This is a genomic window from Pseudomonas sp. SIMBA_041, from assembly GCF_046535095.1.
Taxonomy (GTDB): Bacteria; Pseudomonadota; Gammaproteobacteria; order Pseudomonadales; family Pseudomonadaceae; genus Aquipseudomonas; species Aquipseudomonas mucoides.
Genome location: NZ_JAWRXJ010000005.1, coordinates 103,090 through 129,232, shown reverse-complemented (window position 1 = coordinate 129,232; position 26,143 = coordinate 103,090). Strand labels below are relative to the sequence as shown.

General features: G+C 62.0%; 24 protein-coding genes. 4 read left to right on the top strand and 20 right to left on the bottom strand.

Annotated features, from left to right (window positions below; all coding sequences use genetic code 11):
• Positions 1-50: 50 nt before the first annotated feature.
• Positions 51-308 carry a hypothetical protein gene (locus SB725_RS13240; protein ID WP_410921898.1) on the top strand — a complete coding sequence of 86 codons (258 nt, stop codon included), beginning with the start codon at positions 51-53 and terminating at the stop codon, positions 306-308.
• Positions 309-877: 569 nt separating this feature from the next.
• Here SB725_RS13240 and SB725_RS13235 read toward each other — a convergent pair.
• The 20 genes from SB725_RS13235 to SB725_RS13140 all read right to left on the bottom strand — a co-directional run bounded on the left by SB725_RS13235 (position 878) and on the right by SB725_RS13140 (position 23,234).
• Positions 878-1,735, bottom strand: coding sequence for a CsgG/HfaB family protein (locus tag SB725_RS13235; RefSeq protein ID WP_027921382.1), 858 nt, complete (start codon positions 1,733-1,735; stop codon positions 878-880).
• A 30-nt stretch (positions 1,736-1,765) separates the two neighbouring features.
• Entirely contained in the window at positions 1,766-2,185 is a 420-nt protein-coding gene (locus SB725_RS13230; RefSeq protein WP_027921383.1) for a curli assembly protein CsgF, read from the bottom strand.
• Positions 2,182-2,574, bottom strand: a complete 393-nt coding sequence (gene csgE, locus SB725_RS13225) for a curli production assembly/transport protein CsgE (protein ID WP_027921384.1) — start codon at positions 2,572-2,574, stop codon at positions 2,182-2,184. The genes SB725_RS13230 and csgE overlap by 4 nt, the downstream gene beginning before the upstream one ends.
• Positions 2,571-3,110 (bottom strand): type II secretion system protein, encoded by a 540-nt coding sequence (locus SB725_RS13220; RefSeq protein WP_027921385.1) that lies wholly within the window; start codon positions 3,108-3,110, stop codon positions 2,571-2,573. The genes csgE and SB725_RS13220 overlap by 4 nt, the downstream gene beginning before the upstream one ends.
• Entirely contained in the window at positions 3,085-3,459 is a 375-nt protein-coding gene (locus tag SB725_RS13215) for a type II secretion system protein (RefSeq protein WP_027921386.1), read from the bottom strand. Before SB725_RS13215 ends, SB725_RS13220 begins: the two co-directional genes overlap by 26 nt.
• A 4-nt stretch (positions 3,460-3,463) precedes the next feature.
• The gene (locus tag SB725_RS13210) at positions 3,464-3,937 is read right to left on the bottom strand and encodes a type II secretion system protein (protein WP_027921387.1); all 474 of its coding nucleotides are present in this window, start codon (positions 3,935-3,937) and stop codon (positions 3,464-3,466) included.
• A 2-nt stretch (positions 3,938-3,939) separates the two neighbouring features.
• The gene (locus tag SB725_RS13205) at positions 3,940-5,814 is read right to left on the bottom strand and encodes a secretin N-terminal domain-containing protein (protein ID WP_027921388.1); all 1,875 of its coding nucleotides are present in this window, start codon (positions 5,812-5,814) and stop codon (positions 3,940-3,942) included.
• A complete protein-coding gene (locus tag SB725_RS13200; protein ID WP_027921389.1) occupies positions 5,811-6,326 on the bottom strand; it encodes a hypothetical protein in 516 nt (171 codons plus the stop codon). The genes SB725_RS13205 and SB725_RS13200 overlap by 4 nt, the downstream gene beginning before the upstream one ends.
• Entirely contained in the window at positions 6,326-6,874 is a 549-nt protein-coding gene (locus SB725_RS13195) for a GspMb/PilO family protein (RefSeq protein ID WP_027921390.1), read from the bottom strand. Before SB725_RS13195 ends, SB725_RS13200 begins: the two co-directional genes overlap by 1 nt.
• Positions 6,861-7,406 (bottom strand): PilN domain-containing protein, encoded by a 546-nt coding sequence (locus SB725_RS13190; RefSeq protein WP_027921391.1) that lies wholly within the window; start codon positions 7,404-7,406, stop codon positions 6,861-6,863. The genes SB725_RS13195 and SB725_RS13190 overlap by 14 nt, the downstream gene beginning before the upstream one ends.
• 1 nt (position 7,407) lies before the next feature.
• Positions 7,408-8,211 (bottom strand): hypothetical protein, encoded by an 804-nt coding sequence (locus SB725_RS13185; protein ID WP_027921392.1) that lies wholly within the window; start codon positions 8,209-8,211, stop codon positions 7,408-7,410.
• Positions 8,192-9,898 carry a GspE/PulE family protein gene (locus tag SB725_RS13180; RefSeq protein WP_027921393.1) on the bottom strand — a complete coding sequence of 569 codons (1,707 nt, stop codon included), beginning with the start codon at positions 9,896-9,898 and terminating at the stop codon, positions 8,192-8,194. The genes SB725_RS13185 and SB725_RS13180 overlap by 20 nt, the downstream gene beginning before the upstream one ends.
• An 85-nt stretch (positions 9,899-9,983) precedes the next feature.
• A complete protein-coding gene (locus SB725_RS13175; protein ID WP_027921394.1) occupies positions 9,984-10,517 on the bottom strand; it encodes a response regulator in 534 nt (177 codons plus the stop codon).
• A 218-nt stretch (positions 10,518-10,735) separates the two neighbouring features.
• Complete coding sequence (locus SB725_RS13170; RefSeq protein WP_410921895.1) at positions 10,736-11,692, bottom strand: peptidylprolyl isomerase; 957 nt, start codon at positions 11,690-11,692, stop codon at positions 10,736-10,738.
• Positions 11,693-11,705: 13 nt separating this feature from the next.
• Positions 11,706-13,256: an ABC transporter substrate-binding protein gene (locus tag SB725_RS13165; protein WP_027921396.1), complete on the bottom strand. Its 1,551-nt coding sequence runs from the start codon at positions 13,254-13,256 to the stop codon at positions 11,706-11,708.
• A gap of 7 nt (positions 13,257-13,263) precedes the next feature.
• Complete coding sequence (locus SB725_RS13160; protein WP_027921397.1) at positions 13,264-13,884, bottom strand: SCO family protein; 621 nt, start codon at positions 13,882-13,884, stop codon at positions 13,264-13,266.
• A complete protein-coding gene (locus tag SB725_RS13155; RefSeq protein WP_027921398.1) occupies positions 13,881-14,537 on the bottom strand; it encodes an SCO family protein in 657 nt (218 codons plus the stop codon). Before SB725_RS13155 ends, SB725_RS13160 begins: the two co-directional genes overlap by 4 nt.
• Before the next feature lie 13 nt (positions 14,538-14,550).
• The gene (locus tag SB725_RS13150) at positions 14,551-16,503 is read right to left on the bottom strand and encodes a YncE family protein (protein WP_410921894.1); all 1,953 of its coding nucleotides are present in this window, start codon (positions 16,501-16,503) and stop codon (positions 14,551-14,553) included.
• A gap of 94 nt (positions 16,504-16,597) precedes the next feature.
• Positions 16,598-22,420, bottom strand: coding sequence for a manganese-oxidizing multicopper oxidase MnxG (gene mnxG / locus SB725_RS13145; protein WP_027921400.1), 5,823 nt, complete (start codon positions 22,418-22,420; stop codon positions 16,598-16,600).
• 205 nt (positions 22,421-22,625) lie between these two features.
• Entirely contained in the window at positions 22,626-23,234 is a 609-nt protein-coding gene (locus tag SB725_RS13140) for a lytic transglycosylase domain-containing protein (protein WP_027921401.1), read from the bottom strand.
• Between the two features lie 195 nt (positions 23,235-23,429).
• Between SB725_RS13140 and gspG the strand changes: the two genes are divergently transcribed.
• The 3 genes from gspG (at position 23,430) to SB725_RS13125 (ending at position 26,004) form a co-directional block, all read left to right on the top strand.
• Positions 23,430-23,864 carry a type II secretion system major pseudopilin GspG gene (gspG, locus tag SB725_RS13135; RefSeq protein WP_059181132.1) on the top strand — a complete coding sequence of 145 codons (435 nt, stop codon included), beginning with the start codon at positions 23,430-23,432 and terminating at the stop codon, positions 23,862-23,864.
• Between the two features lie 12 nt (positions 23,865-23,876).
• The gene (locus SB725_RS13130; protein ID WP_027921403.1) at positions 23,877-25,064 is read left to right on the top strand and encodes a type II secretion system F family protein; all 1,188 of its coding nucleotides are present in this window, start codon (positions 23,877-23,879) and stop codon (positions 25,062-25,064) included.
• 148 nt (positions 25,065-25,212) lie between these two features.
• Positions 25,213-26,004: a hypothetical protein gene (locus tag SB725_RS13125; RefSeq protein WP_410921893.1), complete on the top strand. Its 792-nt coding sequence runs from the start codon at positions 25,213-25,215 to the stop codon at positions 26,002-26,004.
• The last annotated feature ends 139 nt before the right edge of the window (positions 26,005-26,143 follow it).

Genomic DNA, 26,143 nt, shown 5'->3' with positions numbered 1-26,143 from the left:
CTGCTTGGTCGCAGTCGTGGCGAACTCCCTATTTCGAATGGAGCTTCACCATGATCAAAGAAACACCAAATCTCCCCGAAACCGACGACGTTTCCCCCTACGAATCCGTCGATTCCAAAAAATTCCACGACGCCGCCGAACGCGCACTGAATCACTACCTCAATCCCTCGGTCCTGAAATCACCGCTCACCCGCAAACCCAGCACCATGTTCCTCCTCGCACCGGACCTCAAAGACGAAGACCTCCTGGCCCACACCTGTGAATCCCTGGCCCAGGCCAGCGTGATGGCCGGCGATTTTGCCGCCTAACTGGCCGCGAACCGAATGATGGACAACCTCGAACTACCAAAACCCGCACTACAGCGCTAAATTCCCGGCAGAAACCAATCCAATTGTAGGAGCGAGCCTGCTCGCGATGACGGTGTGTCAGTCGACTTCAATGTTGAATGTGAGTCCGCCTTCGCGAGCAGGCTCGCTCCTACAATAAATCGGCGTACAGCCCTGGCTTCTCACCACTCATCAGGCCGAGCGTTAGCTCGCCTGCAGCTCTTGATCTTGATCCACCCGCCCCCTCGGGAGGCTGAGTGGAGGTGTGCATCCGGGGAGTGGCGCGCAGCGCCGTTCGACGCAGTCGAACACGCTGCATGTAGGTCGAAGCGAAGCCGACCGGAGGGCAGTGTCCCCGGATGGATACCGGAACGAAGGAACGCCGAGCCTTAGCGAGGGGCCGGACGCTCGGGGCGAGACTTTTTGGTTCCTTTTGTGGCGTTTGACAAAAGGGACTCGCTGTAAGAGCGAAACCATTAGCGGCCGTTACCGCAGCAACGGATATGTACACCCAACAACAAAAACCAGGTCGGCCCGAAGGCCGCCTCGGTTTACTCACTCTCCGGATCAACCTTCGACTGAGTCAGGTACCGGTCAAGCGTGGCATCGGCATCCGGCGTGTTATCACCTGCTACCTGCCACAAATGCCGCTCAATCCCCTGCGCCAGCAAATGCCCGACCGCCGCCTCGATCGCCGACAACACACACAACTGCGCCGGCTCGTTCGTGGTGTAACCGACTTCAGCCTCGAGCAACTTCTTGAACTCGATAAACTTGAACACCCCGGCACTACGGCTCACCGAGTAGATCGTCTTACTGGTCATCACGTTAGCCAACACCTGCCCACTGCGAACATCCACCGCCCGCAAGTTCACCGTGACCTGGTCCACCCGGTACTCCCGGGAAATATCGATCCCCAGATAACGCGCCCCTTCCCCCCCACTGCGAACGTTGGTGTCATAAGCAATGATCCCGCCTTCGAGCATCATGTTCGCCGCTTGCAACGGAGGCAGTTCACCCTGGATATTCACCGGCGTATTGGGCTTTTTCTGCGAAGCGCGAATGATCTTGCGCTCGGTCAACAAGTTCTGCAGCCCTTCTCGCTCCAGCACCACAAACCAGCCGCTGGCCTGCAACGCATCCATCAACATGCTCGCCGCGCCCTGGGTCACGCTGGTTGAAAACGAACTGGCCGGGGTCGGTTTGTATTGCCCGGTCTGGTCACGAAAACCATACACCACCGCCATCAACCGGCCCTTGGGTCGAGGCATGGCCAACAAGTCGTAATAGGTCGACGCCCGAGGTGTCAGGGTCGGGGTCTTGGTGTCCTGCTCGGCCGACATCGGCTCGCGCAAACCACACCCTTGTAAGGTTGCCAACATCAGCCCTAGCGCAATTATTTTTTTCATGTCCCTAACTCCCCATCGACCCAAAGCCCTTTAAGGAGCGAGGCCATTCACCTGGATTTCCGACACTTCACCGGTCGATCGGTCCGTCACCTCAATGGTCAGTGCACCGGAGTCGTCGACAACGTTGACGATAAAAGCGTCAGTAGAAAGGCTCCCCGAATTACCGGAGGAAATGTTGTCCAGCACTTGCCCCAGCAACCGCGATTGCAACTGACTGGTGAATCGCTCCAGGGCTGTGGTCCCGGCCACGGCGGTACGGTTTTTCAGGTCCGGATCGTCATAGTCGTTCTGCGCCTGGGCGTTGTTGAGTAGCCAGGTGCCGTTCAACGGGTTGCCGCCGAACGAAGGGTTGATGGGCGTGTACACCAGCTCCGTGGCCTGGACCAGGCTGGCGCTGCCAAGCCCGAACAGTAAAAAACCGGTGCACTGCAAGAACGTTGTCGTTTTCATAATTCGTCCCTCTCCAGGTCCGTGGTGTCTTGCAACAAGGCCTCCAGCTTCTGCTGGGCTATCTGTGCGCGAACCATGTCGGCCGCCTGGTAGGCTTCCTCCTGAAGGTCCACGGTGTTCGGCGGCAAGAAACGCCGATAAACCAGTCGCTGCCGATATTCCACGGTCACCAGGCTGCCCCAGCGAGCCGAAGGTCGTTCACGTACCACCAGGTTGAAATCCATCGGGCTGGTGGCGCGCAGACGCTCACTAAACGAGTAGTAAAAGTCGTGGCCGATGTGCGAGATCGTGTCATCGACAATGAAGCCGAGCATTTCCTCTTCTTCGCCAGCGCTGGCGAAAGACGCTACACACGTGAGGATCAGTACAGCGAGCCAGTGTCTGTTCATGGCGACAGCCCCTGAGGCCGTGCGGACTGGCTTTTCGGCGGGCCGGACGTACCGTCGAGGAAGGCCTTCTCGGCCACGAACTGCCAGTCTTTGTAGCTGGCCATGCCGGCGAAATCCGACCATTGGCTGGGGAAATCATTCTGCTTGAGCGGCGTATCCGTCGAGGGGCTGTTGAGGCCGGTGATGCGCCCGTCGAAACCGCGCATCAGCGTCCACTCACCCCCGCCAATCGGGTCCGGGTACAGCTGGCGCAGATGATGTTTGGGCGAGGGAAAACGCTCGTCCTGCAGCAGGTCCGCCAGTTCTTTCGGGTACTGCGCCAGGCCTGGTGAACTGCGGTAGTAGCTGCGCAGGGCCTGGGCATATTGGGTGCCGACCCACAGCAACTGACGCTCCCGATCGCGGCGCGAGGCGGTTGCCCACAACTCGCCGGCACTGGCCAGGCCCATGCCCATCACCATGATCAGAAACAGCACGCCCAGGTAGGTGAACCCCGCCTCGTCAGCCGGCTTACCACTCGGAATAAAGGCTGCCATCGCGCGCCCTCCCTGTGGCTCCACTTTTGATATCGGCCACCCCGCCCGCCACGCCATCCGGCGGCGCGACCAGCACCCAGGTGTCTTTACGCTCGGCAATCGGGTCCATCGGCGCGTTGCGCAGGTAACGCTGTTCGATCAGTTGATCGAGGGAATCGGGGTAGCGTCCGGTGTCGCCGTAGTAGTGATCCAATGCTTCGCGCATGGCCGACAGGCTCTGGCGCAGTGTGGTTTCCTTCGACGTTTCGAGGCTGTTGAAATAGCGTGGCAAGGCGATGGTCATCAGCGTCGCGATGATTGCCATGACCACCATCAGCTCCAATAAGGTAAAGCCCTTTTGCCGACGCATATGCTCACCACTCCCGGTAGGCGATGCCGTTGAGCCCCTTGCCCCGGGCCTTGGAGTAAACGTCAAAGACGTCTTCACCCTCCCGCGGGTTTTGAGCCGTGCTGTCGTAAGAGCGCAGCCCCCAGCCACCTTCGTCGTCACGCTTGACCGCTGTCAGCGGGTCATGGGGCACGCGGCGCAAGAAGTAGAACTTGGCACCCTTGGCGCTGCGCACATCGCGCACGCCTTCGACCAGCACTTGAAGATTGGGTGGATAGCCGCTGCTGTTCAGCGACTTCTCGATGTAGCCGGCGTCAAAGGCGCGCTTGTAGGCGTCAATGGCGTCGCGAATCTGGTACAGCGCGGTGCGCAAGTCCTGCTCTTTGCCCCGGCGCACCACGGTCTCGGTCAGCGGCGCGGCCATACCGGCCAGCAGGCCGATCAGGGCCAGCGTCACGACGACTTCGATCAAGGTAAAACCGCGTTGCGAGGCGTTCATGATCAAGGCTTCTCAACAGTGACTTGAGGAGTGGCGGAAGCCACCGGCCGGCCGACGGTCACTTCGGTGGTCACGCCAGGCACCGAGCGGTCGATGTGCTCGTTCTGAATCCGTGGCTCCATCCGCCGATCCGGCGCCTGGATGTGCATGCTGGTTTCGGTGCCGGTAGGGAATTCCATGTCCGACGGGCTCTGGTACGGCAGGTTGCGCACGATCCGTGGGGTGATCGACAGCACCAGCTCGGATTTGCCGACGGTGTCCTTGTTGCTGCCGAACAAGCGGCCAAGGCCCGGGATGTCGCCAAGACCGGGGATCTTGTTGCCCGTGGCGCCGTGGTCGTTACGCACCAGGCCGGCGAGGATCTGCGTTTCGCCGTCATGCAGACGCAGCGTGGTCTGAGCGTTGCGGGTATCAACCTGAACCGGAATGGTGCCTTGGCGGGTCGGTTCCAGCGGCGTGGCGTTACTGACTTCCAGAGCGATTTTGATCGCCACTTCGTTGTTCAAGTGCACGATCGGCTGCACTTCCAGCTTCAGACCGACGTCGAGGTAGGTGACGCTTTCGGTGATCACCGGCCCTTGGGTCGACGGCACCGAGGTCGCACTGATGATCGGCACGCGCTGACCAATGTGGATGCGCGCCTGCTCACGGTTGCTGACACGAATCACCGGGCTGGCCAGGGTGTTGATGTCGTTGTCCTGGGCGTTGATCTTGGCTTGCGGCGACGGCGAGATGGAGATCCGGCTGGAGTCGATGCCTTTGAGTTGATCGAGGATCGTCACCGGCGAACCGTCGGTGTTGATCACGCCGAAGGTGTTCGGCCATTGCAGGCCAAGGTCGAGAATCCGTTGACGAGCCACTTCCATCACTTCCACTTCCAGCACCACTTCCGGGTTGGACTGGTCTTGCGATTGCAGGAGCTTTTCGGCCATGCGCACAGCGTCTTCGGTGTCGCGCATGGTCAGGGTGTTGAGGCGCTCATCGACGAACACGTCACGGGTCTTGAGCATGGTCTTGATCATGTTCAGCGCGGTGTTGGAATCAATGCTGGTCAGGTAAAAGGTGCGCATCACCAACTCTTGATAGTCCTTGAGCTTTTGCGGCGAGTCCGGGTAGATCAGCAAGGTGTTTTCGTTTACCACTTTCTGGTGCAACTGGTTCTGTTGCAGCAGCAGTTCCACCGCGTCCTCGATGCGCACGTCACGCACGAAGATCGTGGCTTTCATGTCCGGGCGCAGGTCTTTGTCGAAGATGAAATTCAGACCGGCCACCTGGGACAGCACTTCGAAAATGGTTTTCAGGTTGGCGTCGCGAAATTCCAGGGTCACCGGGCGGTCCAGGCGGGTGCGCAGTTGTGGGTACGGGACCACGTTGCGGCTCTGCACCAGGCGGATGTTGCCTTGCAGTTCCAGAGCACCTTCATTCTTGGGGTCGAGTTCGAGGATCTGTTTGACCTGGCGTTCGGCGCCGTAGATGTCTCCGCGACGCAGGTCGCCACGGGCCAGTTCGAGTTTTTCATCCATGCTGCGCAGGTAGTCGAGCTGGCTCAGCGCCTCTTGGGCGCGACGGTTGTGTGGCTCGATGTTCAGTACTCGGCCATAGGCCATTCGTGCCGAGGGGAAATCACGCGTGGCGCGGGCCATGTCGCCCTGGCTCAATAAATTCGTGACCGCCAGCGCTCGTCCGCTGTTGAGGGCCAGGTGCAGTTCGGTGTCGCGAGGGTCTTCACGCAACCCTTCTTCGATACGGGCCAGGCCGGCCTCGTATTGCCCCGACTCGATCAGTTGGGACGCCTCCTGGTTGGCGAGCTGCGCCGAACTGCACGCGGCCAGCGCTGCAGCGATGCAGACACTCAACAGCAAACGGGATGTGTTCATTGCGCGCTCCCCACAGACAAGGTCTGGGATAAATGCAGAGGCAAGTAGACAAAACTGAGTTCCACATCGGAAATCCGCTCGATCCGCCAGGTTTCGTCGATCACATCCCCTTTGCGTACGACGTATATTTTTTCGCCGTTCTGCAAAAACACTTGCAGGTCGGAACGGTCATTGAGCTTGCCAATGAACTGGAAAGGCATCGGCGGTACGCTGGGGGCTTGTACCACCGGGGTCTGGTTGACGGGTTGTTCGATGACGCTGGCGAGGGTCGGCGCGACCTTCCAGCTGCGGGCGGTGAACAGGTCGCCGGACGGGCTGAGGTCCTTGATCACCACCGGTTTGCCGTTGGCCGTTACAGCCGGCAGCGTGCCGGTTTTGCTTTTGACCGGGGTGGTTGAGGCGGCGACAGACTCGTCGCCCTCATCGGTTTTCTGGAAATATTGAGGTCCCCAGGCCAGTCCCGCGGCCACACCGAAGAACGCCATCCAACCCAGTACGCGCTTGGTATTCATCATGACCTCGACAGGTAAAGGGTCATGCGGATCCGCCCGGTCAGGTCGGTGTCGGCGATCTTCTTGCGCTGCAACTCCACGTCTTCCAGCACCACCGCCGGCAACTGGCCGAGCAAGGCGTGCAGGAAGCGTCGCAATTGCGGATAGCTGCCGCGCACCGGCAGCAGAATCTGATAACGGGCCAGGTGCGTCTTGGGGTCGATGCCCAGCGAATATTCACCGCGCGACAGGGTGATGTGTTCCTGACTGGCCAGCGCGTAGATCTTGTCGATGGCCACGGTGGCCTGTGGCTGCGACGGCAGTTTACTGCGGAAATCGTCGAGTTGACGCTGCGGCACCACCGGGGCGGCGACGCTGCCGTCTTCAACCTTGGCCAGGTACTCGCCGGCTTCACGGGTCTGCTGGCTCAGCTGTTGCAGCGCTTGCCAGTCCGGCATCAAGCCGCCCAGGCCATACACCAAAGCGACCAGCAGCAGCGCCATGCCCACCAGGCCAGGAACGCCCAGGCCTTGCAGGTATTCGTGGACGATCAATTTAGGGATTCGCATCGCCGATCTCCCAGCTGGCCGACAGGTTGAATTGCACCGGGTGTTCCGGCACGTTGGCGACGATTTCGTGGCTGAGCAGCGACACGTCGGACAGCTCGTCGCTGGCTTCCAGACGTTGGTGGAATTCGAGCATGGCTTCCAGATCCCGCGCCTCGGCGCTGATGCGTACCTGACCTTTGCGCGCATCCGGGGTCAGGGTCAGCAAGGCAACGTTGTCGCGTGGCATGGCTTCGAGCATGGCGAACAGACGCTCCCAAGGCCGGCGCAATTGTTGGGAGACTTTGCGCATTTCGGCCAGGTTCTGAGCCTGCTCACGGGTTTCGGCCGGGGTCAGGGAGACCTTGCTGCCGTTGTCGCCGGTGAGTGCACGCTGGGCATGTTGCAGATGGCCTTGTTGTTGCGAGGCCTCTTCGTCGAGGTGTTGCTGGACGAAGAAACACACCAGCGCCAACACCACACCACCGGCCAGCAAGCTCCAGCCCAATGGGCCGGAACGGCGACGCGGCTGGAAGTCGAGCATCAGCGGGCGCATGTCAGGCCACCGCCCGAGACATCACGTACAAACTGTCGCGTACGGCTGTCTGGTCTTCTTCAAGGGTGCGCAACTGCACGCCCGGCACGTCGGGATGCGAGTCGATGCGCGCCGGTGCGTGCAGGTAGACGCTGAGCGGCCGTTCGCTGGTGGAGGCCTGCAATTGGCTTTCACGGCCGATCAGTGCGGTCAGTGCGGCATCGCTGTCACTGCTGCCCACCGAACGCACCGCCGCCCACTTCCCTTCCCGTGCCAGCAGCAGCACGCTGCGCACCGGCTCGGCGACGACGAACAGAAAGTCGCCGCCCTCAAAGCTCTTGTCGAAGTGGTTGAACGCGGCCATCAGGTACGGCTGCACCGAACGCAGGCGCATGCCGCGACCGCTGACCAGACTGCGCAGGCGCGTCAGCAAGTCTTGCGGCAGTGCAGTGGCGATCCGGTCGTAACCCGCCGGCTCAGCCGACAGCACCATGCTCCAGGGCTGCGTTGGTACGCCATAAAGGTCTTCGAAGCACAGTTGGGCGAAGCCGAGCAGTTCGTCGGGGCTGCTGATTTCTTCGCTCCAGGGCACCAGGCAGAAACGGCTGAAGTGCCCGGAGATCACCACGCAAAGTTCCGCACCGGCCTGCGTGTGTTCGCCAAGCAAACGGTCGAGGGTTTCGAGGGCGACGGCCCAGGCGTGGAAGCCTTCGTCGATGAAGCCGACGCTGCCCAGCCACAGGGTGTCGCTGCCGCGGCGTTGGCCGAGGCCGACACCGCTGGCGCCAAGCACGGCGATATACCGATCACGAGACAAAAGTGACACGATTGATCTCCTCGAGCGTGGTACGCCCCTGTTGCACCAGTTCCAGGGCCGACTCGCGCAACAGCCGCAAGCCGCGTTTACAGGCGTGGGCCTTGATCTTCGAAATGGGTTGGCGCTCGACAATCATTTGCCGCAGCTCGTCGTCCAGGTGCAGCAGCTCGGCGATCGCACTGCGCCCGCGATACCCGGTGCCCCGGCAGTGGCCGCAGCCCTTGCCATGCACAAAGTGGTAGTGGCCGACGTCTTTGGGATCGAGGCCCGAGGCAAGCAATTCGTCGTCGGTGGGGGTGACCGGCGCGCTGCAACTGGCGCAGACCAGGCGGATCAGCCGCTGCGCCAACACCGCGTTGAGGGCCGACACCAGGCTGTAGGGGTCGATTTCCATCTGGGTGAAACGGCCGATCACGTCGAACACGTTGTTGGCGTGGATGGTGGTGAACACCAGGTGACCGGTGAGTGCCGATTGCACGGCGATTTGCGCGGTGTCCGGGTCGCGGATTTCACCGACCATGATCTTGTCCGGGTCATGGCGCAGGATCGAGCGCAAACCCCGGGCGAAGGTCAGGCCTTTCTTTTCATTGACCGGGATTTGCAGCACGCCCGGCAGTTGATATTCCACCGGGTCTTCGATGGTGATGATCTTGTCCACGCCGTGGTTGATCTCGGTGATCATCGCGTACAGCGTGGTGGTTTTGCCGCTGCCGGTCGGACCGGTCACCAGCACCATGCCGTAGGGTTCGGCGGCCAGGCGCCGCAGTTGGCGCAGGGTTTCCTCTTCAAAACCCAGGGCCTGCAATTGCACGCCACTGACTTTGTCGGCCAGGTCCTGTTTGTCGAGGACCCGCAGCACCGCGTCTTCGCCGAAAATGCTCGGCATGATCGACACCCGGAAGTCGATCTGCCGGCCGCTGATGCCGATCTTGAAGCGACCGTCCTGGGGCACGCGTTTTTCGCCGATGTCCAGTTCGGCCATGACCTTGACCCGAGAAATGACCTGCTCGGCGAACTCGCTGCCCTGGATTTTGCTGATGTTGTTGAGCACGCCATCGATCCGGTACTTGATCACCAGACCGCTGCCGGTGGTGCCCAGGTGGATGTCACTGGCGTGCATTTTCAAGGCATCGTAGAGGGTCGAGTTGACCAGTTTGACGACGACGCTGGCGTCTTCGCTGATGCTGGTCAGGGACAGGCTTTGCAGGTTGTCGACTTCAACGCCGGTGTCGGATTGGGCATTGAGCGATTCCACCGCGTGGAAGCTTTCTTCGTGACGCGCCAGGTAGGCTTTCAGGTCGTCGGCATGCACCAGGTACAGCGGCGCACCGTGCAGGCAGTCGTCGATCCAGGCCAGGCGCGAGGTATCGAAGGGGTCGGCAAACACGCCAATGACCGCGTCTTCGTGACGCAGCAGGATGAATTCGCGCTTGAGGCATTGGGCCAGGGTGACCCGGTCAAATACCGGGATGGCCTTGAACAGGCTGTCGGTGTCGAGCACCGGATAATGCAGGGTGGTGCCGAGGCACTGGATGAAGGGCATCGGAGCCAGTTCGCACAACACCCCGAGGGCTTCCAGTACCCGTTCGCCGGTACTGGTGGCTCGAGCCCGGGCCTGGGCCAGTTGCTCACTGGAAAAACGAGACGGTACACAGTCCAGCAACGCCGGTTCGACGGCAAGGGATAGACGGTCCATGGCATGCTCTCCAACGCCCGGGGCTTTGAGCCCTGTCGGCGCGGCGAGTCATCGCGGCGGGTGCCGGAACGTCTGGTCGCGCCAATTACTCCCCGGTGAGCAGTTGTTCGTCGTCTGGCGCCATGGAGGCCGATGTACTTCGTCGGCGATCTGCAAGCACCCAACTCCCGTCGTACAACTGCAGCGGGAAACTCTCGGTCCTGCTCTGGCGTCGTTCGACGAATCCTTCGGAGGTGCTCACGCCCGTTTTGGGTTCGCGCTCCATCCCTAAAAGGTCACAGACTGCTCGGGCCAGTTCCGCCAATGGAAACGGTTTGAACAGGATATGGCTGACTCCCAGTTGCAGGGCCCGCTCACAGACTTCAGCGGTGGGGTGCCCGGTAATCAGCACAAAATGGCACTTCCTGTTCTGGCGGACAGCATCGAGCACCTCAAAGCCTTCCATATCGGGCAAGCGGTAATCGAACACCATCACATCGGGTGCAAATTTTTCGGCTTCGCCGATGGCCTTCGCACCGTCGTTCGCTACCAGGACATCCAGCCCTTGCGCCACCAGATAATCCCGGAGGTTTTGTGCAAGCAGCTGTTCGTCTTCAACAACCAGTATTTTGTTCAACAAGGTGGACTCCTTGAAACCGCAGGTCCGATATCCGTGCCTGGGAGTACGCGCCTTAATTAGGCTAACGCACACTTCATGCCAGACTGAGTGCCGCTTTTTGGTCGACACATCGCGTTGATTTCCATGACAAAACCTTTTCGCTCGCAAACCCCGTCCCCCAAAGACGGGGAAGCGCCCGGATTTGCACTGAAGCTTTCCCCACATTTGGGGGTGAAGCTTCAATCATCGTCAATCCGTTCGATTCGATTGTTTGATCGAAGCTGCGCCAGGACTTGCAGGCGTGCTTGAGCCTGTTGCTGTCGGGCAAGGTAAGCCCTGACCATTTCAAGCCCCTGCGTTTCTGAGACATCGGTTGCCTCCAAGTGGTTCTGGAGATAAATCAAATGCCAGCCCAACGGCGTACGCACCGGTTCGCTGACGGCCCCCGGCGTCAGGGCGAAGGCCGCCACTTCGAACTCGGGCAGCATGCGCCCACGAGGAAAATAGCCCAAGTCCCCGCCTTCGCTGGCCGACGCATCTTCGGAGCCGGCCTTGGCGACACTGGCAAAGTCCTCGCCCTGGCTGATTTTCGTGCGCATCTCTACTAAGCGTAGCCGCGCTGCTTCAACTGTGGCGGCATCGGCGCCTTGCGGCACTTTGACCAGGATGTGCCGGGCCTGGATTTCTTCGGGCCGGCTCATGTCGGCGCGGTGTTCTTCGTAAAACGCCCGGACCTGTTTTTCATCCGGTGATCCCCCTGCCTGGACGAGTTCGGCAAAGACTTGCTGGGCCGCCAGTTCACGGCGGGTGTATTCAGTGAAACTGGCTTCATCAAAACCGGCGTCCTGGAGCCGGCGGGCAAACACCTCGGGGCCGCCGATGGCTTGTCGGGTCTGGTCAACCTGGCGTTGCACGTCGGCATCGCTGATCACCACGCCGCGCTTGAGGGCTTCTTGCCACAACAGCTCCTTGTCGATCAAGGCGTCCAGCGCTTTCTGCCGCAGCTGCTTATAAGCCTTGGGGCTGCGAATGTTGCCCACCGCCCTGCCCTGATCTTCGAGGAATTCGGCGAAATAGCGCTCCAGGCGAAACTCGGAAATCTCCTCGCCATTGACCCGCGCGGCGGCCGGGCCGTTGTTGCACCAGGCGACCGGGACCCACAGTGTCAGCAGCATCAGCGCAATGTTGAGTTTCATGATCGGCCTCCGGTCAGGGCATGGCAGCAATGGGTTTGTAGGGTGCAACCACAAAGAAGCGCTGGTCGGGCAAGTCCACCGTAACGACGTGGGCACCGCTCAAGCCCAGACGGCGGCCAGGGCCAAAGTTGATCAACGGGGTCAACCCGGTCTCGAAATCATGCAAGCCCTCCAGGGCACTGATGAGCTTCTCGCGGCTGGCGTCGCGTCCGGCCTGCTTCATGCCTTCGCTCAGCAGCAGCATTGAGCTGTAGGCACCCACTTGCAGCACCGCGTGCTGACCGCCCAATCCCTGATTTTCGCGCAATTGCGTCAGCGCCAGGCGCCCGGCCAGCGTCCAGTCGCTGGGCACGAACGGGTAGGCCAAAAACAATCGTCGGGAAAACCCGCTGGGCATTTGCAACACGTCACCGGCCACCTGATTCGAGGCCGCGAACAGGTAAGGCACCTGCCCCGCTTTTTGCAAACGCTCGGCCAGACGACTGAAGCCTCTGCCACTGCCCAGGTAAAACACTGAGCGCGAGCCCAGCGGGAGTTCGTCTTGTGCCTCGTCGTAGGCTTGCAACCGCACTTCTTGCCAGCCGTGATCCTGCAAGTATTGGCCGAGGTCCTGCGCCGCCTGCCGCTGGCTCGGTTCGTCCGGAAAGGTAATCAGCGTCGGCCCCTTGAGCACACGCAAATTGGCGGTACCGTAGTCGGCCAGGGCGATCAACTGTTCGCGCAGCCCCGGCAACGGTTCAAAGATTTGCCGACTGGCCTGCGCCATGCCTTGTAACGAGAGCGGCCCGATCAACGGAATCCCGGCCTGTTCCAGGCGCGCCGCCAGGTCCACATCCAGCGCCGGGGCCAGCGGTGAGATCAGGGCGAACACTTGTTCCTGTTCGATCAGTTGCTCCAGTGCCCGCTCGGCACTGGCGCGGTCCGGGCCAGGGTCGAGGATGGTCAAATTCACTTGTCGACCATGAATGCCGCCCGCCTGATTTATGCGTTCCACGCTGCCCTTGAGCACCGCCGCCACCGTGGCGCCCTCATCGGCCAGCGGCCCCTGACTGGGCAACAAGGTGCCCAGGTGCAGACTGTCGGCGGTCAAACCGGGGTCGCGGTCATCGGCCACACGCTTGAGGTAGGCCGTGAGGTTGCGCTGGTCCTTCATCGACAGCACGAACCGCGGCATCGCCGGATCGAGTCGGTTGTTGGCCGAATCGCGACCTTCGGCAATGGCTCGGGCCAACGCGCCCTCGGTGTAGGCCGGATAGTCACGGCCGTTGACTTGCTCCTGGCCATAACGGCTGGAGAGCCGCGACCAACTGATGTCCGGCGGGCGCACCCCGCCTTCCGGGCGCCCCTGACCGTCGGCGCCATGGCAGTTGGCGCACGGCAAGCTGCTGGCCGGCAAGATCATGTCGGCCGCGCCAACCCGGGCCATGACCGGCTCACCGCTCTCGGACAGCCCCTCGCGGTACAGGCGTTTGCCCGCACTTTCGCTGGGGGTGAGCGCTGACGCGTGGGCGGTGCAATGCATGCCGCCGAGCAGTAGCAGGCCGAGGACCAGGGACGTTTTCATGGCGCGCTCAACGACCGGCCACGGGCATGGTCAGCAACTGCAAGCGCTGAGCAATGGCGGCGGCCGGGGCATCGGGACGGATTTTGCTCCAGCGCTTGTTCGCCACGTCACCGACGATCAACTGCGTGGAATGCTGTTCGGGGGTCGGCACGATCTGGCCGATACGACTCAGGACAAGGTCCATTTGTGCCTTGTCACCGGTAAGAAAAAACCAGTGGGGTCCATCGACGCCCTGTTTCAAGGTGTAAGCCTTGAGTACCGCCGGCGTGTCGCGCAGCGGATCACTGGTAAGGGAGATAAAGGTGATGCCATCGGCCTTGTCGCCCAGTAACTCACGTACTTCCTTGAGCTTGCGGGTGATCAGCGGACAGGCATCGTTGCAGCGTGTGAAAATCACGTTCAGCAGCACCACGCGGTTTTGCAGCGCGTCACTGTAGAAGCGCAGGGTTTCGCCGTTCTGATCCTGCAACGGCGTGTCGGTGAACCAGGTTTTCGCATCGTGCGTGCCGGTCGCCGGTTGCGCGCCGGCCACCGCCGGCGCGGGTTCTTGGTGCCCTTCGTGGGCAAACGCCATCAAGCTGACAATGCAAAAGCACATCGTGAAGAGGATCAGGGCGAGCGCTCTCATGGCTGTTGCTCCATCGCAATGGCGGTGTGTTTGGCGTGGGCATTGCGCTGGCCGCTGATCTTCTCGACTTCACGGGTCAGGACGGCCGGGTCGGTGAAGCCGTAGTAGCGCGTCCAGTGACGGCTGTTGCCATCGCCGACGAGGATCAATGGCTGATGGTTCTTGAAGTCGCCACTGAACGAGCCCAGGCCCTTGAGGGTTTCAGTGATCGACTGCGAACTGCCGGTGAGCCAGCTCCAGCCCGGACCGTTCTGGAAATTGCGGGCGTAGTCGTTCAGGCGTTTGGCATCGTCGCGCTGCGGGTCGACGCTGATCGACACCAGTTGCACCTCGCCACCGACCCGAGCACCGAGTTGTTTTTGCACCTTGCCCATGATCGAGGACACCACCGGGCAGACCGTGGTGCAACTGGTGTAGATGAAGCTCATGACCACGATTTTGTTGCTGATCAGGTCCTTTTCCAGGCGCACTGATTTGCCGTTCTGGTCCACGAGTGCCACGTCGGCGAACTTGACCTGTGCGCTTTCGGACGTGGCGGGTTTGGCTGGCATGTCGTGCCCGGCGTGCTCGTCCGCCGAATGCGCCAGGGCCTGACCGATACCGGCCGCCAACAGGCAGAACGTCAGCCATCCACGGTGTGCGATGCGGTTCATGTCGGTGTCCTCTTCAGTTCGCAGTGCCGGGCAGAACCCGGACGCTGGCAAAGGTCTTGTCGTCGAAATTCGCACCCAGCGACGCCGCACGAACGTGCAAGTACCACGCGCCGTTCTGGTCCAGGGTCACCGGGGCTTCATAGATACCGTTGCCCACGTCGAGGGCCGCGACTTCCTGCACCCGTGACGTCGGCGCACGGAAGTAGCGCACCTGAACATCCTTGACCCCGCTGCGCCGGGTCTGCTGCTGGCCCTGGACGATGCGAAAGCGCACCACATAAGGACTGCCGAGGGTGGCCGTGGACTTGTCGAGCATGAATTCCACTTGGGGCACGCCGGGGTGTTGCGCGATTGATGGGTCCGGCTCAACCAACGCAGTGAAGCAATGAATAATGTTCGGTTGATTGAGCAGGAACGCCACGTCGAAACGCCCGGCCGACGGCAACTTGATCCGCGCGCTGTACAGCCCCGGTTCGACCTCGCGCAAACTGCGGTCGATGACCATCGCCGCCCGCGCCACTTGCCCGCGATTGGGGTACCCGGACATCGGCGCGTTCATGCCTTCGGCGTAGAAGTAAGTGGTGTTGTCCACCGGGTTGACCACGAACACCGCGTTGTCGTCCCGCGACACCGCCAGGCTCGACGCCAGCGGCAGATCACCGGCCAGCCGTGGTGCTTGCGGCCCCGCTTCGAAACCCTGGCTGATCGGCGTACGTCCCTGGCCCAGCGACGACAGGTTGATCATCGTGACCTTGGCCGACGCCAGACCGCGGACATAGGCATAGGCCTTGGTGAACACCACTTGATAGGGCTCGGCCGACACGTCCAGTTCATGGATCAGCGAATCGGTGGCGGCGTCGATCACCGAGGCCTGGTTCTCCAGGGTGTTGAGCACAATGCCGAAGCGACCGTCAGCGCTGAAGCCCATCGGCCCCAAGCCCTGCTTCGCCTTGATCACCCGGCGCACCGCCAGGCTGGCGCTGTCGACCACGGTCACGGTGCCGTCCTGGCCATCGGCGACGTACACCGCCTGGGACAGCGGCGAGTACGCCACTGACAGTGGGTGCGAGCCGGTCTTGAGTTGCTTGCTGACGGTCAGGCTGGCGATGTCGATGATGGTCAAGGTGCCGTCGTCGCGGTTGGTGACGAAGGCAAAGCGGCTGTCCTTGCTGAAGGCGATTTCGTGATGCCCGGCCCCGGTGGCCAGGTGTTTGAGGGGCTTGAGGCTGCGGGTGTCGATGACCGTGACGCCGGACTCGTCGGCGGTTGACGCGTTGTTGCCGACCCACAACAGACGCTCATCCGGTTGCAGGGCCACGCGCACCGGGTTGCTGCCGGCGCTCACCGACGCCAGCAATTTGAATTGTTCGCTGTCGATCACCGCCACTTCCCCCGCCGCTGGCATCGACAAAAACACCCGTTTGTTGTCCTTCGGGGTGACCCAATCCATCGGCGGTTGTTTTAGATCGATCCGGGCCATGGTGCTGGTGATGCCGCCCACCGACACTGACGGATCGACCACTGAAACACTGGCATCGCGGTTCATCACCAGCAGGAAGTAGCTGTTCAGATCCAGCAGCGGCCGCGCGCCAATGCTCGATTTGAGGAACACCCCGACCCGGGATTTGCAGCTTTGCTCGCGGCCCTGGGCCTGGTCGGCGGCAACGGTTTCGGGGTCGAGCCAGGCGCCAGGGTTGACGCCAGACAATGGCTGGCCCGAAGTGCTGTCCTTGACCCGGAACTGCACGTCGGCAAACTCGCCTTCGCGCAGTACACCGTCCTTGGCCAAAGGCTTGACCTCAAGCGCCACCGACACCCCGTCACGGGAGAGACTCTGGCCGCTCCAGGTGTTGGGCAAGGCGACTTCGCTGAGCATGCTCGGCGGCACGGTGCGCCATACGCCAAGGCTAATCAGCGCGACGCCTAAAACCAGCGCACCACTGGCGATTCTGATGGTCCTGTTCATCCCTCTCTCCCCTTCAGATCAATTACTGCCCCACCGAGCCCCTGTGGGAGCGAGCTTGCTCCCACAGGGTTGATGTCGTTCCCATCCCCTCGGTCTACGGCGCCGGTGCCGGTTCAGGTTCGTTGGTCACCCGCAGTAACCCCCACAGCCCGGCGGTATTGCCGTAGCCGGCGTAGTCACGGAACAGGTAGTCGCCCGGTATCGCATTGCTGCCTCCGGCGCTCGGGTGCATGAAGCTGAAGTGCGCGGCCGGCAGGATGCTTTCGTGGGCGCCGATGTACATCGACATCGGGTTGTAGCCGAACCGCACCGAACCCACGCCCGGCGTCATCATCGGGTAACCGCCGGTGTCGCTCTTCTCCGACTGGAACGGGTTGACCGACCAGACGTGACCGTCCAGCTGGAACGTCGAACCACGGCTGCCACCGGTAGGCATCAGGATGTGGGTGCGGAACGGTTGCCCCGGTTTGGCATACAGCACCGGTGTCTGTGGATCGCCCCCCACCAGCGCGTTGCTGTAGGCCATGTGCGCGTTGGGCACGTCGCCGTAACCGTTGCCATCGGCGTGACCGAACGGCGCGTCCGGCGGCAGGCCGAAGCGGTACCACATCGGTTCGGTTTTATAGTTGATGGCCATGCTCGAGTTGTCCTGCGGATCGGTCGGCACACCCGCTTCCGAGGCAATGCCTTCCACCGGCCGGCCATTGGCCCAGCGCATGTTGAGCGCCTTCTGCCAGACCATCGCAAAGTCGCGGTAGGTGGTTTGCCCTGGCGCGGTGACTGTCGCATTGACCTTGCGCGCGTCCTCAACCCAGGTGGCACCGATCGGCAGGATGCTCATCGCGCCACCGAGGCCTTTTTGTGGCTGCTTGATCACGTCCGCCGGGGTGAAATTCAGCCCGCCGAACTCCACCGCCGTGGCGTTGATGTTGTCGACGCTGCGGCCCAGTTGGGTAATCGGCTTGCCTTCACGCTCCAGGTGTCCGGCGTAGTACTGATAAGTACGCGTCGGGTATGCACCGCTGTTGCCAACACGTGGCGGTACGGTCTGGATCGGGTTGGTGCCGACGTTGGTGCCGTCGGATTTGGTGATGTCGTACGCCAGCAGTTGAGCGTGCAAGCCCACCGTGCTGGACGGCCGCATCAGGTTGTTGCTGAAGGTGGTCGAACCTTCGCCACCGTTGCGGTCACGCTTGACCATGCCCATCACCGAAGCGGTCTGGGCCAGGTCCGGCATCACGCTCGGCAAACGGTTTTCCAGGGTGATGTTGATGCAGTCACCGGCCGCCGCGCGCAGCACCAGCGGTTCGACAGGCACACCGGGTTTCAGCTTGCCAGTGACCGGGTCGAGGTCGGATTTGCGCACGTACAGAATCGCGGTCGGGTCATGCAGCGGGCCGCTTTGCCCGCCGATGGTGAAGGTCGTCCCATCCTGGGGATCGTTTACCGTGACCTGTGGAATGCTCACCGCGCGGGAGTTGTACACCAGCGTACCGCCCGCCGGATTCAACGGGCCGCCGACATGCTGGCCGAGGCCCGCCGGGTCCGCCATGGACAGGTTAAGCGGATTGCCGAGGATGTCGTTGGCCAGCGCCGCGACCACTTCATAGTTGCGTTGCACGGTCGGCCGGGTGCCGATGCCGTTCGGGTTGGCGCCATACCGTGGGCAGGCGCCATCGAAGGCCACGGTGTTGCGCATGCCCGCCGGTTTCGGGTTGTTCGGCAGCGCGAACAGGTCGTTGCGTTGCGCGGTGTAGTTGCGCATCACCCCCCAGATTCCGCTCCAGTAACCTTCCAGGGATGCGTCCATCGAGTACAGGTAATCCCCGGTGATCGCCGCTGAACTGGACAACATCGAGACCGGCGCGATGAAGCCCATCTGCTCGGAGATCCCGATCATTTGCGACGAGCGCCAGCCGGAGTTGGAGCTGTTGCCGAAACCGGAACCGCTTTGCAGCCACTTCACGCCGTGCAGGGTCACGTTGTGCTCCTCTTCATGACCGCCGGCATGCACCCGCAGCCGCACGTTGTCACCGGTGTAGGTGCGCAGCATCGGCGTGAACGGGTCCCCCGGTTCCGCGCCGCCCTTGTTGATGTGTGGCGGGAACAGCGTGGTGCCGCCGGTGGGCCCGGTGGCGGCAGTGACCAGGTTGGGCGCCAGGTTCATCGCCGGGATCGCCCGGTCAGTGCGGCTTTGCATGGCGTACGCCAGGTCGCCACCGAGGCCGTCGGCCTGCATGCCGCGCTTGCCGTCCGGGCCGACCTTGTTCGGGTCATACACCCGCAGGGCCAGCGGTTCGTTGCGGTAATTGACCACGAACATGCCAGGGTCATCCACCGAGATGGCTTGCGGGCAAGGCCGGCTCGGGCAGCCCGGCGACAGCCCGCCGCGGGCTTCAACCACCTGTTCAAGCAGGGTCGCGGCTTCCTTGCGCACCGGCGGGTTGATCGCATAACGGAAGCTGTCGGCGGTGGCCGGGAAGGATTGCGCATCCGGCACGCCATTCGGCCCGGCGCCCACGTACACACCGGCTTCATAGGCGTGCTGGAAGTCGCTGTATTCGAGGAAGAACTCACGGAAGCTGTCGTTCTTGCCGTCGCCGTCCAGGTCACCGGTAGAAATCACGGCCTGCCACGAGGTCGGCCCGCCGTCCTGCCGCGCGCCGCTGTACAACGGCTCGCCGGTTTCGGCGTGGAACCAGGTGGAACCGGCCGGCTCTGCCAGCACGGTGGCGTACAGACCGATCTGTTGGTGCGTCGATGGGCCCAGGTGGTCGTGGGTGAAAATGGTCCCCAGGCCACGGTCGACGCCTTTGCTGTTGACCACCGGATCGACGAACCAGCGCTGCATCGCTGTGCGCGCGCCCACCCAATCGGCCCGGCCATATTGACCAAAGAACGGATGCTGCTTGGCTACCGGGCAAGTCGGTGTGCCGTCACGCGGGTCGGTGCCTTCGCATTGGTTGAACAGACGAATTGCGTGGATGCGCTCTTGCACGGCACCGGGGGAAAGCACGCCGTCTTCATAGTTCCAGCCGTTGGCCGAGCCGTCGGCGGCGGTCAGGTCCCATTTCGGCAGGTGGATGTGCTGACCGATCACGTCGGTCGGCGTGCGCACCTGATAGTCATCCATCTCGTAGATGGCCGGCACCAGGTTGGTTTGCTGGTACTGCACGCAGTCGAAGGTGTTCATGCGCATCACCAGCGGTTCTGGCGGACGCTGTTTGGTGATCACCGGCCAGGCGTCTTCCCACAGCGCCAGGATGCGCGCTTGCGGGAAGTGGTAGCCGACCTTGTTGTACACCGCGTCGAACTGGATGTTCGCAGCCTTATAGATGCGCGGACGGTCGGCGGTGAAGGTCGAGGAACCGGTAAACGACAACCCGTCGACCCGTTCGCCGCTGTTGAACTCGCCGGTGCCGGCGCTGGCGGTCAGGCGTTTTTGCCGATCATCCATGCACGGTTCGTAGTACGGCGCACCCGCCATCGGCAACGCGCCGTTGGTGCGGAAGTTGCGCGCCACCACTTGATTGCCCGGCAGCACGGCGAAGCTCGGGTGGTCCTTTTGGGCGTGGAACGCCATGGCCGCCTGTTCCACTTCAGTGCCCTCTTCGGGCATATAAATCGGTTTGGCGCGGGTCACTTCCTTGGAGAAATCCAGCGACGTGGTGACGGTGTGCGCCTGACCACCCGATGAGAACCCGTCCAGTGAGTGCCGCCCCAGACCGCCATCCCAGCCACCGGACTGCGCCGGATCGAGGTTGGCCCACAAGGCATTGCCACTGGTTTTCAGGGATTGCGCCTTGGCGGCGTCGAGCATGTCCAGCGGCGGAGTTGGTGGACGTTGGCCGACCGAGCTTTCCATGCCACCGATCCAGAACGGATAGCCCGGGTTTTTCAGGCTGCCGTCAGCGTTGCGGTTGGCTTCACTGCGATCCACCAGGGCCAGGGAACCGATGGCTTGGGCACCACCGCTACCGCCGTGATGTTCGCCGTCGTCATCGCCCTCCTCGTCGTCATCGTCATGACCGGCCACCAGGGTTTCGCTGATCTTCGGTACGACCGCGACTTTGCCCGGCATCGGCGCCATGGCTTTGCCCGGCAGCGGCACGACCGCAGGAATCGGCGTGCCGGCAATGATCTCGCCATCCGGCAAGGCCCGTGCGCCCGCCGCCGGTTTACCGCTGCGCAACGCGTAAGGTTCGCTGTGATAACCGTCGTTGCCCTGTTGGGAGACTTCGAGTCTGGTGCCTTCCTCGAACACATCGTGTACCCGCCACATGCTCCACATGCCTTGGGCAAAGTGCGGATAGAAGTGGCAGTGATAGATCGCATCGCCGGCCACGCGGTTGCGGTTGCCCGAACCCCCATTGGCGATTTCATAGGTGTAGCCGGCGCCCGGACCGATGCCCTGGGCATCGACGTAGTCGGAGTTATCGTCGTTGGGGTTGAACAGCCATTGGTGCCCGTGCAAGTGGAAGATGTGTTGCTCGTGGCCGTTGTGGGTGTTGCGGAATTTGACGAAGTCACCGATGTAGCTGTGGTTGACGTTGGCCGGCTCGGAGGGATACAGCGCCATGGTCGCCTTGACCCCGACCTGATCGGCGCGTGGCGTTTCGCCCGGACGAATGTTTTCCAGGCCGACGTTGGCCGGTACATCCACCAGCATTGCCACGTCCCCCACGGTGTGGGAACTGAGGAAAAATTCTTCATAGGCGCAGGACAGGCAATCGTGCATCGGCCCGACACCCAGTCGGTTGGCCACCACCTCGGCGCCCATGCCGCCGGAACCGTAGTTGATCATGAACGCGTCGCGGGTCGGCTCCAGCACGTGGGCCATCACCGGGTCAGCCCAATACGCCGGGAACGCCTGAGTCGCAGCCACTTCATCCTGGAACTGCGAGGCGAAATCGCGGAACGGCTCCAGCCGGTTAGGCAGCGCCGGGTTGCGTTTGCCGATAGCTTCCAGCGGATAAGTCGCGGGCGGGAAGCTGCCATCAGCGTTACTGCCCATCACGATCGCGTCGCTCTCGCTGGAGATGATTTCACTGCCATCGACCATGCTGATGATCGGGGTGCCGGCCTTGCCTTCACGGATCCACGGTTCGCGCTGCGGGTAGCGCGCCTGGTAATCGACAATCGGCTGACCGGCCGGGGTGCGGCCGGTGCTGGCCAGGCGCATCTCTTCTTCGGTCACGGTGTTGCGATAGGTACGGCCACCTTTGGGCACCACCACCACTTCACCGAACAGGCCGTTGGCAACGTTGCCCGCATCACCTTCACCCCCAAATGTGGCGCCACGGCTGCTGGCGGCAAACGCGCCCTCACGCTCGGCGTACAGGGTGTAGGACCGCGTGGCACCGGGCGGAATCAGCGTGTTGGCATTGCGCCCGGTGAAGGACGCGATGTCGTCAATGCTGTTGACCGCTTGCAGGCCGTTGACCTGGAAGCCGACATGGCGGTCAGTGACTTGCTCATCGACCTTGAACTGATCGGCATTACCGGTTGCTCCCCCTTCTGCGCCCTCGACGTCGGTCTCTTCGTGCTTGCCGGGGTTGGCCTGATACGCCAGCAAATTCTGCAGATTGATCGTCAGGCAATCACCCGCCGCTACACGCAGCACCAGTGGACGCGGACGTTTGTCGGGCCGCAACGAAACTTTGCCCGGCACCGCTGCGCCCCCTTGGGCGAGGGGCATGTTGTGGTCGTCGACCACGTCGCGGCGCAGGGCGAACATCATGCCGTTGGCGTTCTGTGCGCCGAGGCGGTTGAACATCAGCGGCTGATCCAGCGCCACGACGTTCGCCACCAGATTGCGTTCGCAACGGGCGGCCGCCTCGGCCATCTCGATGCCAAACAAGGGCGCGAAAAACAACAGCAGATTAATCAGGTAATGAGCGTGGGGTATGCCGGACATGATCACGGACCTCGCATTGGGTGCTCACAAGGAACAATTCTCGACAAGTGCGCTGGAGCAATCGCCATGCCAAAAATAATTGTGTTGTTTTTCAGTCAGTTAAGTTGACGACTTAATAACTCGGGGGATATTCCCCACTAATTCCCCACTTTTCTGCCGGGGCCATCATTCCCCACTATTGGGGCAAGCCGGCACGGGGTTTCGACTACAACGGCGCGTCCACGGCCAGGCCCTGCAAACGCCGGTATTGGCGCAGGACATCCGGCACGTAGCGCTGGGTTTCGGCGAACGGCGGGATCGCCCCGCCACGGCTGAGCACCGCTTGCGGGCCGGCGTTGTAGGCCGCTACCGCGAGGGCAATGTCGTTGTCGAACAGGGTCAGCAGACGCTTGAGGTATTTGGCGCCGCCCTGGATGTTGGCCTTCGGATCGTAGACATCCTTGACCCCCATCTCCCGCGCGGTGTCGGGCATCAACTGCATCAATCCGCCAGCGCCTTTGGCGGACGTTGCGTCGGCGTTGTAGCGGGACTCGGCGCGAATGACCGCGTGTAACAGCGCCTCCGGAACTTCATTGGCCTTGGCAGCGGCCGAGACCAGCTCGGCGTAGGGTTGCGCGGCGATCATCTGCGGTTGCTGGTCGAGGCTGACGACCGCTGCGGTGGGCTCGTGAATAACCCGTTCATAGGTGCGGCCGGGGCGGTGAACGTTGGACAAAACGTAGCTGCCCTTGGCGTCCACGGAAACGAAGACATCGGCCTGTGCGACGCTGGTCAATAGCAGGCATCCGAGCAATCCAGTGGTGAGTGTTTTCATTGTTCTACCTCCCCTGGCCGGCCCCGAAAATTGGGGGTAATGCCCCACTGGCCGATCGTTAATCAGCCATACGCAAGCACTGTGCCGTAAGCGTGAAAGGCCGTAGCACGGGAGGTTCAGAAGGTTGCCAGGGGCTTTGCATGGCAATTGCATAAGCCTTTATCGCGACCCTTCTGCCGACTGTGTGAGGTCATCATGAATCAACGTCTGTGCTGTGCCCCGCGTACGCAACGCGGGTTCACCCTGCTCGAACTGCTGGTGGTGCTGGTGGTGCTGGGGCTGTTGGCCGGCATCGTCGCGCCGAAGTATTTCGCCCAACTGGGCCGTTCCGAAGTCAAGGTCGCCAAGGCGCAAATCGAAGGCCTGGGCAAGGCGCTGGATTTGTATCGCCTGGAGGTCGGGCACTACCCGTCGACCGAGCAGGGCTTGCAGGCGCTGGTCACCGCGCCGAGCGATGAAACCCACTGGACCGGACCTTACTTGCAGAAAAAATTGCCGCAGGACCCGTGGGGCCGTAACTACACCTACCGCTATCCCGGCGAAAACGGTGAGTACGATCTGCTGTCCATGGGCAAGGACGGGCAGCCCGGTGGCGAAGGCGAAAACGCCGAAGTCACCAGTTGGCAATGACGGGGGAAGACCATGCGCTTTCATCTCAAAGCCGTGGGCAAGGCCGGCGTGGTCTCGATGACGGTCGAGGCCCCCGGTCACAGCGAGGCTCGGCGCATCGTCGAAGACCAGGGGTTGCGGGTGGTCAGCCTGCATGCCGAACGGCACTGGCGCGCCTTGCGTCTGCAACAGCGAGAGACCTTCAACCTGGTGTTGTTCAGCCAGGAACTGACCACCCTACTCAATGCAGGCCTGCCGCTGATCGATGCACTGGAAAGCCTGGCCGAAAAAGAAAGCGCGCCACAGGCCCGCAAAACCTTGAGTGAGCTGGTGCGCTTGCTGTACGAGGGCAAATCGTTCTCCCAGGCACTGGGTCAGTTGTCGGCCATATTCCCGCCGTTGTATGTGGCACTGGTGCAGTCCAGCGAGAAGACCGGCGCCGTGGGCGAAGCCCTGGGCCGCTATGTCAGCTATCGCCAGCGCATGGACGAGGTTCGGCAAAAAATCGTCAGCGCGTCGATCTACCCCATGCTGTTGCTGGTGGTGGGCGGTGGCGTGGTGTTGTTTTTGATGGGTTACGTAGTGCCGCGTTTCAGCCTGGTGTTTGAAGGCCTGGGGTCGAACCTGCCGTGGCTGTCGCAAGTGTTGATGACCAGCGGCATGTTCCTCCATGCGCATCAGGGCGAATTCTTCGGCGGGTTGCTGGCGATCATCGTCGCCCTCGCCTTCCTCCAGCGCCAACCGGCCTTTCGTCGGGGCGTGGACCGCCTGATCGAAAAACTCCCGGCCATCCACCAACGCATCTTCATGTACGAACTGGCGCGTTTCTATCGCTCGCTGGGGATTCTGTTGCAGGGCGGCATTCCCCTCGTCACCGCCATGGGCATGGTGCGCGGTTTGCTCACCGTGGCTTCGCGCACACGCCTGGACGAAGCCTGCGAACGGGTGCGCGAGGGCCAATCGCTGTCGGCCGCGCTGGAGCTCAATCACCTGGTGACCCCGGTGTCCCTGCGCTTGCTGCGCGCCGGCGAACAGTCCGGCAACCTCGGGCAAATGATGGAACGCAGCGCCGACTTCTACGACGAAGAAATCAGTCGCTGGCTCGAATGGTTTGTCAGGTTGTTCGAACCGCTGCTCATGACGTTTATCGGGTTGTTGATCGGGGTCATCGTGATCCTGATGTACATGCCGATCTTCGAGCTTGCCTCAAGCATTCACTAAGGCTCTGGAATGAGGCATAGCGCTACGTTGCGTTTTTTATCGGCGATTCAGCTGAATAAATTCGGAAGGTGTGGTGTTCACCTATTGAATCGAGCAGCACGTTGCATTGTTCATCAACGTTCCAACCCTGAATAAGACGGAGAACGACATGCACATCAACAAGCTTTTACTGGCAGTAGCTATTGGCGCGGTCTTGTCGGCGTCCACCGTATTGATACCGGACAGTCTGTCCAGTATGTCGACTGCTCAGGCCAAGGATGGTGGCGGCGGCGGCGGTGGTGGCGGTGGCGGCAATGGCGGAGGTCATGGCGGCGGTGGCAATGGTGGTGGTGGCGGTAATGGTGGCGGTGGCGGTGGCGGCGGAAATGGCGGCGGTGGCGGCGGTGGCGGCGGCAATGGTGGCGGCGGTGGCGGCGGTGGCGGCGGTAATGGCGGTGGCGGCGGAGGCAATGGCGGCGGTGGAAACGGTGGCGGCGGCAACAGCGGCGGTCACGGTGGAAGCGGCAGTGGCGGCAACAGTGGCAGCGGCGGCAATAGCGGCAGCAGTCACAGCGGCAGCGACCACGGCCCTGGTAATGCCGGCAACACAGCCTCCTCCAACTCCGGTCGCAATGGCACGCACGCCGAACCTGGCGACGATCATGGCGTTCATGCCAACGGCGAAGTAGGCGATGACCATGGTGTTCATCGTTCCGGTGAAGTGTCCCACAACCAAAACGGCGTTCATCGCTCCGGTGAAGTGTCCCACAACCAAAATGGCGTTCATCGCTCCGGCGAAGTGTCACACAACCAAAATGGTGTTCATCGCGCCGGCGAAATCGGCGATGACCATGGCGTCCACGCCAATGGTGAAGTCGGTGATGACCGTGGCGTCCATGCCAACGGCGAAGTCGGTGATGACCGTGGTGTTCATGTCAACGGCGATGACAAAAGGACCTGATCACCATTAAGCCCAGGTCATCCACAAACCAACTGTAGGAGCGAGCCTGCTCCGGGCAGCGTTCCGACGATAGCCATTTGTCATTCAACATTGATGTCGTCTGACACTCCGTCATCGCGAGCAGGCTCACTCCTACAGG